We start from the raw sequence: 12,680 nt of genomic DNA, 5'->3' as shown, positions 1-12,680 counted from the left end.
TCGCGGTCTCCTGTCAGCGCTGGACGAGAAGGGGCGCGCTGTCGCTCAGCGCGTGGAGCTTGAAGCTTTGGGCATAGGCGACCGGATCGCTGCCGTCCCAGATTTTGCCGTCGATCAACTGACTGCTGCGCATGTCCTCGGTGCTCACGGACACGCCCATGGCGCTGGCGGCGTCGCGGTACAGCGCCAGTTGTTGCACCTGCCGGGCGACGGCGAGGTAGTCCGGGTCATCGCGCAGCAAGCCCCAGCGGCGGAACTGGGTCATGAACCACATGCCATCCGACAGATACGGCAGATTCACCGCGCCATCGCCGTGAAAGCGCAGGGCGTGCGGGTCTTGCCAGCGATTGCCGAGGCCATCGTCGTAGTCGCCGAGAAAGCGCGGTTCGATGCAGCACACCGGGGCGTCGAGGTATTCCGCGGCGCTCAACAATTGCGCGGTGCTGCGGCGGTTTTCCGGGCTCTCTTCGATGAAACGGCTGGCCTCGAGGATTGCCATCACCAACGCTCGGGCTGTGTTGGGGTATTGCTCGACAAAGGCGCGGGTACAGCCGAGGACTTTTTCCGGGTGATCGGGCCAGATGGTCTGGCTGGTGGCCAGGGTGAAACCGAGATTCTGCTGCACGGCGCTGGCCGCCCACGGTTCGCCGACGCAGAGGCCATCGATGCGACCGGCCTGAAGGTGCGCGACCATTTGCGGCGGCGGCACCACCACGCTGTCGACATCCTGCAACGGATGAATGCCCTGGCTCGCCAGCCAGTAATACAACCACATGGCATGGGTGCCGGTGGGGAAGGTCTGGGCGAAGGTGAGTTTTGCGCGGGTTTGGTGCACATGGTGGTGCAGCGCTTCAGGACCGGTCACGCCCATGCCCTGCAAACCGTGGGACAGGTTGAGGCTCTGGCCGTTCTGGTTCAGGCCCATGAGCACCGCCATGTCGGTCGGCGCGACACCGCCGATGCCCAGATGCACCGCGTAGATCAGGCCGTAGAGGCTGTGGGCGGCATCGAGTTCGCCGCTGACCAGGTTGTCCCGCAGGTTGGCCCAGGAACTCTGGCGCTTGAGATTCAGGGTCAGGCCGTAAGGCTGGGCAAAGCCCTGGGTGGCCGCGACCACCAGCGAGGCGCAGTCGCTCAGCGCCATGAAGCCCAGGTTGATCGCGCTTTTTTCCGGGGCATCGCTGCCGTTGACCCAGGCCAGCGGCCCGGCGGAGGTTCGAGTCATGAAAGCCACCCTCAAAAAAAACGTCGTCCCAGGCTTTGCCCGCGCAAAACCGAGAGACGACGCCATTGTCCTTGCCTGCACGCCACCATTGGCCTGCGGGCTGATGCCGAGGAAGGTGCAAGGCATATGCCATGCGCACCGATTTACCCGTGCGCCTCGCGCGGCGGGACGATGCCCGGCTATAATCGCCGCCTCTTTTCGCCGCCCGAGTCATTGCCGCCCATGTACACCCTGGCCCGTCAGCTGTTGTTCAAACTTTCCCCGGAAACTTCCCACGATCTGTCGCTGGATCTGATCGGCGCGGGCGGGCGTTTGGGCCTCAATGGCTTGCTGTGCAAGGCGCCGGCGTCGTTGCCGGTAAACGTCATGGGCCTGCAGTTCCCGAACCCTGTCGGTCTGGCGGCCGGTCTGGACAAGAACGGCGCGGCCATCGACGGCTTCGCCCAACTGGGTTTCGGTTTTGTCGAAATCGGCACCGTGACCCCGCGCCCGCAGCCGGGCAACCCGAAACCACGGATTTTCCGTCTGCCGGAAGCCGAGGCGATCATCAACCGCATGGGGTTCAACAACCTCGGTGTGGATAACCTGCTGGCGCGGGTGGCGGCGGCCAAATACAAAGGCGTGCTGGGGATCAACATCGGCAAGAACTTCGACACCCCGGTCGAGCGCGCAGTGGACGACTACCTGATCTGCCTGGACAAGGTCTACGCCCACGCCAGTTACGTCACGGTCAACGTCAGCTCGCCGAACACCCCGGGCCTGCGCAGCCTGCAATTCGGTGATTCGCTCAAGCAATTGCTGGCGGACCTGGCCACGCGCCGCGCCGAACTGGCCCTGCGCCACGGCAAACATGTACCGCTGGCGATCAAGATCGCGCCGGACATGACCGACGAAGAAACCGCGCAAGTCGCCCAAGCACTGATCGAAACCGGGATGGACGCGGTGATCGCCACCAACACCACCCTCAGCCGCGTGGGCGTCGAAGGCATGGAACACGGTGATGAGGCGGGCGGTCTGTCCGGTGCGCCGGTGCGTGAGAAGAGCACCCACACCGTGCAAGTGCTGGCGTCCGAGCTGGGCGGCAAGCTGCCGATCATCGCGGCGGGCGGCATCACCGAGGGCAAGCATGCGGCGGAGAAGATCGCTGCCGGCGCGAGTCTGGTGCAGATCTATTCCGGCTTCATCTACAAGGGCCCGGCGCTGATCCGCGAATCGGTCGACGCCATCGCCGCCAAGCGCTGATTGGCCGACATAAAAAGGCAGGCATAAAAAAGGGCTCCTCGAAGGAGCCCCTGGGCCGTAGCCCGCCGTCCGGGAAGGACGTGCATGGTGATCAGGTTGTTATGAAATCAGTTTGTCGTGTCGCAATAAGTGCCCTGTGTCAGCCGACGGCGTGAAGTTCGTTGAGTCTGTGGATTCCCGCAGTGCCGGTCATACCGTCCCAGTTGTCGCCGCGTCCTTCTCGCCAGCCGTTGATCCAGGCTTGACGTACCGACGGTAGAGTAAATGGGCAAAGCTCACGGGATTTGCCACCAACGCCATATTGATATCCGCGCAAAAATGCTCTTTCCAACGGATCACGCTTAAGTCTTCTCATAGGGTGTTTCCCTCACTTGTTGACTGTTTTTGTCGCGTCGACCTCAATTGAGGTCTGGCAGAAATACTCTGCCGTTGGCGGCTCGCTGCCGGCGTGGCGAGCCAAGGTGTTGACGCCGTTGCGACGTCAACCTGTGTCCAGTTCTAACCAATGAGTCACATCGATGGAATGACCGTTTTGTCATAAGGACGTAACGAAAAAGATGCTATGGCCATAAGTAACCGCGTATTTGTCCAGCGTCTGTTGGCCAAACCCCGGTATGATCGGCTCCGCGCTGGATGATGAGGTTAATCCTTTAGTGAGAATGACCCACGTTTACGCTGGGGTACTATTCGACGAAGGGTTGCTTTGAATCATTTTGTTGCTTCAACTTTTTTATCTGTCCCGGCATCTAAGCTCTTTTAACCCGAGCAGCGGGGGATGGAACGGCACACCTTCGTGCCACGCGGGCGCTCTTTTAGAAAAGCGCCTGATTGAAAACCGGATCGGCAATGCGTTGCCGGTTCATCAGCCAAAGGCTCTGGAAAAACCATGTCCGACCGTTTCGAACTCTTCCTCACTTGCCCCAAAGGCCTTGAAGGCCTGCTCATCGAGGAAGCCGTCGGGCTTGGCCTTGAAGAGGCCCGCGAACACACCTCCGCCGTGCGTGGCATGGCGACCATGGAAACCGCTTATCGCCTGTGCCTCTGGTCGCGTCTGGCCAATCGGGTGCTGTTGGTGCTCAAGCGTTTCTCGATGAAAAACGCCGAAGACCTGTACCACGGCGTACTGGACGTCGACTGGCAGGATCACATGCTGGCTGACGGCACTTTGGCCGTGGAATTCAGCGGTCACGGTTCGGGCATCGACAACACCCACTTCGGCGCCCTGAAGGTCAAGGACGCCATCGTCGACAAACTGCGCACCCCGCAGGGCGATCGCCCAAGCATCGACAAGCTCAACCCGGACCTGCGCATTCACCTGCGCCTGGATCGCGGCGAAGCGATTCTGTCGCTCGACCTCTCCGGCCACAGCCTGCACCAGCGCGGCTACCGCTTGCAGCAGGGCGCTGCGCCGCTGAAGGAAAACCTCGCAGCTGCGATCCTGATCCGTTCCGGCTGGCCGCGCATTGCCGCCGAGGGTGGCGCGCTGGCTGACCCGATGTGCGGTGTCGGCACGTTCCTGGTCGAAGCCGGCATGATCGCTGCCGACATGGCGCCGAACCTGCGTCGCGAACAGTGGGGCTTCACCGCCTGGCTCGGTCACGTGCCGGCGCTGTGGAAAAAACTGCATGAAGAAGCGGTCGAGCGCGCCGCTGCCGGTCTGGCCAAGCCGCCGCTGTGGATCCGTGGTTATGAAGCCGACCCCCGGTTGATCCAGCCGGGCCGCAACAACGTCGAACGCGCCGGTTTGAGCGAGTGGATCAAGATCTACCAGGGCGAAGTCGCGACCTTCGAACCGCGTCCGGACCAGAACCAGAAAGGTCTGGTCATCTGCAACCCGCCGTACGGCGAGCGTCTGGGTGATGAAGCCAGCCTGTTGTACCTCTACCAGAACCTCGGCGAGCGCCTGCGTCAGGCCTGCCTGAACTGGGAAGCGGCGGTGTTCACCGGCGCGCCGGACCTGGGCAAGCGCATGGGCATCCGCAGCCACAAGCAGTATTCGTTCTGGAACGGCGCGCTGCCGTGCAAGCTGCTGTTGATCAAAGTGTTGCCGGATCAATTCGTCACCGGCGAGCGCCGCACACCGGAACAGCGTCAGGCGGAGCGCGAGCAAGCCGCTTACGACCAGACGCCGAACGAGCCGCAAGAGCGCAAGTTCAACAAGAACGGCAATCCGATCAAACCGACGCCGGCCCCCGCGCCGGTGGTCGAGCAACCGCGCCTGAGCGAAGGCGGGCAGATGTTTGCCAACCGCCTGCAGAAAAACCTCAAGGCGATGGGCAAGTGGGTCAAGCGTGAAGGCATCGATTGCTACCGCGTCTACGATGCGGACATGCCGGAATACGCCATGGCCATCGACCTGTACCACGACTGGGTGCACGTTCAGGAATACGCCGCGCCGAAGTCGATCGACCCGGAAAAGGCCTCGATCCGCATGTTCGACGCCTTGGCGGCCATCCCGCAGGCGCTGAACATCGACAAGAGCCGCGTGGTGGTCAAGCGCCGCGAGCGCCAGAGCGGCACCAGGCAATACGAGCGGCAGGCTGCCCAAGGCAAATTCAATGAAGTGACCGAGGGCGGCGTCAAGTTGCTGGTCAACCTCACCGACTACCTCGACACCGGGCTGTTCCTCGACCACCGGCCGATGCGCATGCGGATTCAGAAAGAGGCCGCCGGCAAGCGCTTCCTCAACCTGTTCTGCTACACCGCGACTGCCAGCGTCCACGCAGCCAAGGGCGGCGCGCGCAGCACCACCAGCGTCGACCTGTCGAAAACCTATCTCGACTGGGCGCGCCGCAACCTGTCGCTCAACGGTTTCTCCGACAAGAACCGTCTGGAGCAGGGCGACGTGATGGCGTGGCTGGAAAACTGCCGCGAGGAGTACGACCTGATCTTTATCGATCCGCCGACCTTCTCCAACTCCAAGCGCATGGAAGGGATTTTCGACGTGCAGCGTGACCAGGTGCAGTTGATCGACTTGGCCATGGCGCGTCTGGCCAGCGGTGGGGTGTTGTACTTCTCCAACAACTTCCGCAAGTTCCAGCTCGAAGACAACCTGGCCGAGCGTTACGCGGTCGAGGAAATCACCGCCAGCACCATCGACCCGGATTTCGCCCGTAACGGCAAGATCCACCGCGCCTGGAAAATCACGGCTCGTTGACACTCTGCAAAATTGGATCCACAGAGCCTTGATTTTTAAAGGCTCTTGGATCCGTTCAGAGCTAGCCAAATTAGTGGCTAATAGCTATAACTCACACACGGCCGATGGGGTTTTTCCCGCAGTTGCTGACGTAGTGAGTGGCTTTTATGTCGTTGCACCCCGTACGCCCGAAGATATTGGGTTTCATCAGCGAAGACGTCTCGGCCTGGCTGGTCGCGCTGCTGGTATTGCTCGCCGGCGGGATTCTCACGGGGCTGCTTGCCTGGGGCACCTACAATCAGTTTCACAGCCAGTTGCGCCAACGCTTTCAGCTACTGGCCAACGAACGTTACAGCCGCATCGAAGAACGTTTTCAGGATCAGGAGCAACGTCTCGACGGCCTGCGTCGGTTCTTCGCCAACTCCGAATCGGTGTCCCGCGCCGAATTCGACGGCTACACCCATCCTTTATTGCTGCGCACCCAGGCCTATTCGTTTGCCCTGCGGGTGAGTGGTGCCGAACGCGCTGCTTTCGAGCAGAAGGTGCGCGACGAGGGCCTGAGCACCTTCAGCGTGCGCGAACTCAATGCGCGCGGCGAGCTGCAACTGGCCTCGGCCCGCGATGAATACGTGGTGTTGTTGTACAGCCAGACCCAGAGCCGGCTCGGCTCGTTGCTGGGTTACGACCTGCTGGCACAACCGTTGCGCCGATCGACCCTGGAGCGTGCCGACCAGCTTCGCGGCCTGACAGTGTCGCAGCCGATGCATCTGGTCGGTATCGAGCCGGCTTACGCACGCGGCGTATTGTTGGTGGCACCGGTGCTGCGTGAAGGGGAGTCCAGATCATATGGCTATGTGATGGCTGTCATCAGCATGCGTCAGCTGCTGGCGGACGGCCTGCCGGATGCACTCCATGATTATCTGTCGTTACGTATTCTCGATCTCTCCACCAACGATCAGCATGAAGTGCTGTTCGAATCCACCAATGAACCGGTGTCGAGCGATTTGTCGGCCACCCGGCTGGTGCGCATGGCCGATCACGACTATCAGGTGGATATCCTGCCCAGCGAAGCCTTCATGCAGGCCAACCATTCGTCGGTGGGCAGCGTGGTGGTGCTGGGCGGATTACTCAGTGTACTGCTGAGCGCGCTGCTTTATGTGCTGGTCAGTCAGCGCCAGCGCGCGTTGCGCATGGTCGAGTTGCGCACTCAGGAACTGCATGAGCGTGAACAGGAACTGCGCGGCACCCACGGCCAGTTGCGCGGGGTGCTCAACGCGGCGACCCAAGTGGCAATTATCGCCACCGACCTGCGCGGCGTGATCAACACCTTCAATCCTGGTGCCGAGCAGATGCTCGGCTTCCGCAGCCAGGAAGTGGTCGGTCACATGACCCTGGAAAACCTGCACTTTCCCCGGGAGCTGGTGGCCCGCGCGGCGGAACTCAGCGCCCGTTATGGCAAGGCCATTCCGACCTGTCAGGCGATGCTGGTCGAGGGCGGCGAAGTCGGCGGGCACGAGGCGCGGGAATGGACACTGGTGCGCAAGGACGGCAGCCACCTGCCGGTGAACATGCTCGCCACCCCGGTGCTGGACGAGCAGGGCCTGTGGGTCGGGCATCTGGCGATCTGCATCGATATCACCGAACGCAAGCGCGTGCATGAAGCCCTGGCGGCGCGGGACGTGCTGTTGAAGAAGCTCAGCGCCCACGTTCCCGGTGGGATCTATCAATTCAAGATGGAGTTCGACGGACGCTTCAGCGTGATCTACGCCAGCGACGGTATCCGCGAAATCTACGAGCTGGAGCCGGACGTGCTGCTGCTCAATGCCGAAGCGATCTTCACCCGCATTCATCCGCAGGACGTCAGCCGGGTGCGCAAGTCGATCCGCGCCTCGGCGGACAACCTCAGCCCGTGGCGCGAGGAATATCGTGTGCAGTTACCCGAGCGCGGCCTGCGCTGGGTTCGGGGTGAGGCGACCCCGGAGGAACTGCCGGGCGGCGGGGTGCTGTGGCACGGTTATATTTCCGACATCTCCGACCTGAAGCGCGTTGAAGAAGAACTGCGCGCACTGTCGGTGACCGATTCCCTGACCGGCATTCACAACCGCCGCTATTTCCAGGAGCGATTGACCACCGAGATGGCCCGGGTCGAGCGTGGCGGTGGCGAGTTGTCGGTGATCATGCTCGACATCGACCACTTCAAACGGATCAACGATCAGTACGGTCACGCGGTGGGCGACCGCGTGTTGCAGGCGGTCTGCGAACGCATCGGCCATCGTCTGCGGCGTACCGACGTGTTCTGCCGGTTGGGCGGCGAAGAGTTCATGGTGCTGTGCCCGGACATCGACGGCGATCACGCCTACATGCTGGCCGAGGAGTTATGGCACAGCCTGCGCAGTGCGCCGATCGACGTGGTGGGGGTGGTGACGGCCAGTTTCGGCATCGCCAGCTGGCGACCGGGGGAGGGCGCGGACGCGCTGTTGCTGCGGGCGGATTCCGGGGTTTACGCAGCGAAGCAGGGCGGGCGGGATCGGGTCGAGCGGCAGATGAACTGAGCCATTCGAATGATCGTTCCCACGCTCTGCGTGGGAACGCCTCTAGGGACGCTCCGCGTCGAGTGACACAGAACGCCACGGGCTGTGTTCCCACGCAGACGGTTTGACGTGGGAACAATCATTTACAGAGTTACAGAACCGAAGCGGTCTGCGGCGTCCGCGGCTGTTTATAGAGATCCAGCAGCACCTGATCCAGCACCGACGACGCGCCGAACGGGGCCTTGTCGTTGAGGATCGCCACCACCGCCCAGGTGTTGCCGTTGACGTCACGGCTGAAGCCGGCAATCGCCCGTACGGTGTTCAGGGTGCCGGTCTTGACGTGGGCTTCGCCGCGCATCGCGGTGGTCTTCAGGCGTTTGCGCATGGTGCCGTCGGTGCCGGCAATCGGCAGCGAGCTGATGTACTCGGCAGCGTAAGGGCTGCGCCAGGCCGCTTGCAGCATGTTGGCCATTTCCCGGGCACTGACCCGCTCGGAGCGCGACAGACCGGAACCGTTTTCCATCACCAGATGCGGCGCAGTGATGCCTTTCTTCGCCAGCCACTGACGCACCACACGTTGCGCGGCTTTGGCGTCATCGCCGTCGGCGTCGTTGCGGAATTTCTGGCCCAGGCTCAGGAACAGCTGCTGAGCCATGGTGTTGTTACTGTATTTATTGATGTCGCGGATGATTTCCGCCAGATCCGGCGAGAAGGCGCGGGCCAGCACTTTGGCGCTGCTCGGGGTCGGGGCCAGACGATCCTTGCCCTGGATGCTGCCGCCCAGTTCCTTCCAGATCGCCCTCACGGCGCCGGCGGTGTAGGTCGCGTGGTCGAGCAGCGACAGATACGTCTGCGAGCTGCAGCCTTCGCCCAACTGGCCGGCCACGGTCACGGTCACGCTGCCATCGGCCTGCGGCACCGGGTTGTAGCGCACGCCGCCGGTGCATTGTTTGGAGTTGAGCGCTTTGACGGTGTTCTCGATCTTGATGCTGGCAATCGGCGGTTCGACCGAGATCAACACCCGGCCATTGTCATTGCGGGCCACGAAACGCAGGGCCTTGAGGTTGACCAGCAGTGAATCCGGCTTGACCAGGAACGGTTTGTTCTCGTCGTTGCCGTCATCGTTGAATTCCGGCAGTTGCGGCTGCACGAAGAAGCTGCGATCGAGCACCAGATCACCGGTGACCTGGGTCACGCCGTTGGCGCGCAGGTCGCGCATCAGCAGCCAGAGCTTTTCCATGTTCAGCTTTGGATCGCCGCCGCCCTTGAGGTAGAGGTTGCCGTTGAGGATCCCGCCGTTCAGGTCGCCGTCGGTGTAGAACTCGGTTTTCCACTGGTGGTTGGGGCCGAGCATTTCCAGCGCCGCGTAAGTGGTCACAAGCTTCATGGTCGAGGCCGGGTTGACGGACACGTCGGCGTTGTACACGGTCGGCGTGCCTGGACCATCCAGCGGCACCATCACCAGCGACAGGGCAGTGGGTTGCAGTTTGCTGGCCTTGAGGGCTTTTTCGACGTTGGGAGTCAGGGCGGTGTTGAGGGTGGCAGCGGAGACGGGCAGGGCCAGCGGCAGAAGAAGGCCGGCCAGGAGCAGAGGACGCAACGATTTGATCATATGAAATAAAACCCTACAGCCGAGGGGAAAAAAGACGAGGACATGGATGAAAAGGCCCTCAGTGGTCATGAAAGTGTCGGCATTATGCCCCAAGGTGTAACAGCTTGTGCCTTTCGCAAGGGCGCCAATCCGTTATTTTTTTACAGGCGGTCGCACGCACGTCCCGGATAGGCGGGCAATCGCCGGCTTAAACTGGTAAAGTGCCGGCCGTTATTACTTAAGAGGATTGTTCCAATGGCGACTAACCGTTCCCAGCGTCTGCGCAAAAAACTGTGCGTCGATGAATTTCAAGAGCTGGGTTTCGAACTGAACCTGGGCTTCAAAGAAGACCTGTCCGAAGAAGCCATTGACGCTTTCCTTGAAGCATTCATCAAAGAAGCCATGGAAGCCAACGGTCTGGGCTATGTCGGCGGCGACGACTTCGGTCTGGTTTGCCTGCAGAAGCGTGGCTCGGTCACCGAAGAGCAGCGCGCTGCCGTTGAAGCCTGGCTGAAAACACGCTCCGAGCTGACCAGCACTGAAATCAGCCCGCTGCTGGACGTCTGGTATCCGGAAAAGCCGATCAACGCGGCCAAGTGATACTGAAAAAAACGGCGACCTGAGGGTCGCCGTTTTTTTATGCCTGCTTTTTAATGAGGCCTCAGGCCTTGCGCCAGTTGAGGATCAGCAAGGTCAGCACCCCCGCGACAATCCCCCAGAAGGCCGAACCGATGGAAAACAGCGTCAGCCCCGACGCCGTGACCATGAAGGTGATCAACGCCGCTTCCCGTTCCTTCACTTCGGTCATGGCGATGCTCAAGCCGTTGATGATCGAGCCGAACAGGGCCAGCGCGGCAATCGACAGCACCAGTTCCTTGGGCAGCGCGGCAAACAGCGCCGCCAGCGTGGCGCCGAACACCCCGGCAATCCCGTAGAAAATTCCGCACCACACGGCAGCGGTGTAGCGTTTGTTGCGATCCTCATGGGCGTGGGGCCCGGTGCAGATCGCCGCGCTGATGGCCGCCAGGTTGATGCCGTGGGAACCGAACGGCGCCAGCAGCAAGGACGCGATGCCGGTGGCGGTGATCAGCGGCGAGGCCGGGACGTTGTAGCCGTCGGCCCGCAGTACGGCGATGCCGGGCATGTTTTGCGAGGTCATCGCTACAACAAACAGCGGGATGCCGATGCTGATGGTCGCGGCCAGGGAAAAGTGCGGCGTGGTCCAGACCGGTGTTGCCACTTCCAGATGAAAGCCGCTGAAGTCCAGCAACCCCATGAAGCCCGAAAGCGCAGTACCGATCAGCAGCGCGGCGAGCACCGCATAACGCGGCGACAGGCGTTTGACGATGAGATAAGTGAAGAACATCCCCAGCACCAGGCCGGTGCGGTGTTGCGCGGCGACGAAGATTTCGCTGCCGATCTTGAACAGAATCCCCGCCAGCAACGCGGCGGCGAGGGAGGCCGGGATCTTTTTCACCAGCCGTTCGAAACTGCCGGTCAGGCCGCAGATCGTCACCAGCACCGCGCAGGTGATGTAGGCGCCGATGGCTTCGCCGTAGGTGACGCCGCCCAGGCTGGTGATCAACAGCGCCGCGCCGGGTGTCGACCAGGCGATGGTAATCGGCGTGCGATAGCGCAACGACAGGCCGATCGAACACACCGCCATGCCGATGGAGATCGCCCAGATCCACGAGGAAATCTGCCCGCTGGTCAGGCCCGCCGCCTGCCCGGCCTGGAACATCAGCACCAGCGAACTGGTGTAGCCGGTCATCATCGCGATGAACCCGGCGACGATGGCGGAGGGCGATGTGTCCGCCAGCGGGCGCAGTCGGGTGTGGGTAATTTCGTTCATGACAGCGGCGTTCCTTGTTCAAACCACGGATTTCGGGTTTAAGCCTAAACTCAAACGTAACGGAGCGTTGCGATACAGCCGAAGCCACAAACAGCCGTACAGTCGTGTTGCCACCTTCCATTGTGTACAATCGCGCTGTTTTTTACGCGATACTTGCCAGCGACCCACTGTGCCGTATTACAGTCACGGTCAATTCGCCGCCGTTCTTCCCGACTCGAGTGCCCATGAACGAACAGTTGCAACCCCTCAAGAAACAACCGCGAGCAGGCAAAGCCGGCCGCAGCGGAACCCAGGACGATATTGTCTATGCGCATATCTTCGAGGCCATCCTCGAGCAGCGCCTGGCGCCCGGTACCAAGTTGAGCGAAGAAGCGCTGGGGGAAATTTTCGGGGTCAGCCGCACCATCATTCGCCGCGCGCTCTCGCGTCTGGCCCATGAAGGCGTGGTGCTGTTGCGGCCGAACCGTGGCGCGGTAGTGGCCAGCCCGAGCGTCGAAGAGGCGCGTCAGGTGTTCCTCGCCCGGCGTCTGGTGGAGCGCGCGATCACCGAGCTGGCAGTGCAGCACGCCACCGCCGAGCAGATCGCCGAACTGCGCCAGATGGTCAACGACGAGCGCGACAGCTTCTCCCGTGGCGATCGCGGTGCCGGCATCCGTCTCTCGGGTGAATTCCACCTGAAACTCGCCGAAGCGGCGAAGAACGCGCCGTTGATCAGCTTCCAGCGCAGCCTAGTTTCGCAGACGTCGCTGATCATTGCCCAGTATGAAAGCGGCAACCGTTCGCACTGTTCCTATGACGAGCACACCCAGTTGATCGACGCCATCGAAGCGCGCAACGGCGAGCTGGCGGTGGACCTGATGATGCATCACATGGATCACATCGACAGCAAGCTCAACCTCGACGAGGAAAGCGCGTCGGACGACCTGCATGCCGTGTTCTCGCACCTGTTGCAGACCAAGAAGCCGGGGCGGCCGGCGGTCAAGCTCTGAGGCGAATCGGCAGGCAATAAAAATCCCCCGGACTGCAAAGTACCGGGGGATTTTTTTGCCTGCCCGAGCGTTCCCGCGCTCTGGTGACGCGGAGCGTCACGGGCTGCATTCCCA

The 12,680-nt window shown here is 61.9% G+C and carries 9 protein-coding genes; 5 read left to right on the top strand and 4 right to left on the bottom strand.

Annotated elements, in window-relative coordinates; translation table 11 throughout:
* Nucleotides 1-13: 13 nt before the first annotated feature.
* Entirely contained in the window at nucleotides 14-1,225 is a 1,212-nt protein-coding gene (locus tag ACKJSM_RS14880) for a CmpA/NrtA family ABC transporter substrate-binding protein (protein ID WP_410238119.1), read from the bottom strand.
* Between the two features lie 222 nt (nucleotides 1,226-1,447).
* Between ACKJSM_RS14880 and ACKJSM_RS14875 the strand changes: the two genes are divergently transcribed.
* Nucleotides 1,448-2,467, top strand: a complete 1,020-nt coding sequence (locus tag ACKJSM_RS14875; RefSeq protein WP_410238118.1) for a quinone-dependent dihydroorotate dehydrogenase — start codon at nucleotides 1,448-1,450, stop codon at nucleotides 2,465-2,467.
* Nucleotides 2,468-2,606: 139 nt separating this feature from the next.
* On the opposite strand, the gene rmf is transcribed toward ACKJSM_RS14875, so the two are convergent.
* On the bottom strand, nucleotides 2,607-2,822 hold the full coding sequence (gene rmf / locus ACKJSM_RS14870; RefSeq protein ID WP_003223300.1) for a ribosome modulation factor: 216 nt from the start codon (nucleotides 2,820-2,822) through the stop codon (nucleotides 2,607-2,609).
* A 531-nt stretch (nucleotides 2,823-3,353) separates the two neighbouring features.
* Between rmf and rlmKL the strand changes: the two genes are divergently transcribed.
* Both rlmKL and ACKJSM_RS14860 read left to right on the top strand, forming a co-directional pair.
* The gene (rlmKL, locus tag ACKJSM_RS14865; protein ID WP_410238115.1) at nucleotides 3,354-5,624 is read left to right on the top strand and encodes a bifunctional 23S rRNA (guanine(2069)-N(7))-methyltransferase RlmK/23S rRNA (guanine(2445)-N(2))-methyltransferase RlmL; all 2,271 of its coding nucleotides are present in this window, start codon (nucleotides 3,354-3,356) and stop codon (nucleotides 5,622-5,624) included.
* 146 nt (nucleotides 5,625-5,770) lie between these two features.
* Entirely contained in the window at nucleotides 5,771-8,155 is a 2,385-nt protein-coding gene (locus tag ACKJSM_RS14860) for a diguanylate cyclase (RefSeq protein ID WP_410238114.1), read from the top strand.
* A 130-nt stretch (nucleotides 8,156-8,285) separates the two neighbouring features.
* Here the strand turns inward: ACKJSM_RS14860 and dacB are convergent, their stop codons facing one another.
* Nucleotides 8,286-9,746, bottom strand: a complete 1,461-nt coding sequence (gene dacB / locus ACKJSM_RS14855) for a D-alanyl-D-alanine carboxypeptidase/D-alanyl-D-alanine-endopeptidase (RefSeq protein WP_410238112.1) — start codon at nucleotides 9,744-9,746, stop codon at nucleotides 8,286-8,288.
* A 234-nt stretch (nucleotides 9,747-9,980) separates the two neighbouring features.
* On the opposite strand from dacB, the gene ACKJSM_RS14850 reads away from it, so the two are divergent.
* Nucleotides 9,981-10,325 carry a YggL family protein gene (locus ACKJSM_RS14850; RefSeq protein WP_039770011.1) on the top strand — a complete coding sequence of 115 codons (345 nt, stop codon included), beginning with the start codon at nucleotides 9,981-9,983 and terminating at the stop codon, nucleotides 10,323-10,325.
* A 61-nt stretch (nucleotides 10,326-10,386) separates the two neighbouring features.
* Here ACKJSM_RS14850 and ACKJSM_RS14845 read toward each other — a convergent pair whose 3' ends face one another.
* On the bottom strand, nucleotides 10,387-11,577 hold the full coding sequence (locus tag ACKJSM_RS14845) for a benzoate/H(+) symporter BenE family transporter (protein ID WP_039770013.1): 1,191 nt from the start codon (nucleotides 11,575-11,577) through the stop codon (nucleotides 10,387-10,389).
* A 224-nt stretch (nucleotides 11,578-11,801) separates the two neighbouring features.
* On the opposite strand from ACKJSM_RS14845, the gene ACKJSM_RS14840 reads away from it, so the two are divergent.
* Nucleotides 11,802-12,566, top strand: coding sequence for a GntR family transcriptional regulator (locus ACKJSM_RS14840; protein ID WP_007952027.1), 765 nt, complete (start codon nucleotides 11,802-11,804; stop codon nucleotides 12,564-12,566).
* Nucleotides 12,567-12,680 lie beyond the last annotated feature (114 nt).

This window comes from Pseudomonas sp. PHC1, from assembly GCF_046487845.1.
GTDB lineage: Bacteria > Pseudomonadota > Gammaproteobacteria > Pseudomonadales > Pseudomonadaceae > Aquipseudomonas > Aquipseudomonas sputi.
This window is presented reverse-complemented; position numbering and strand designations above follow the sequence as displayed.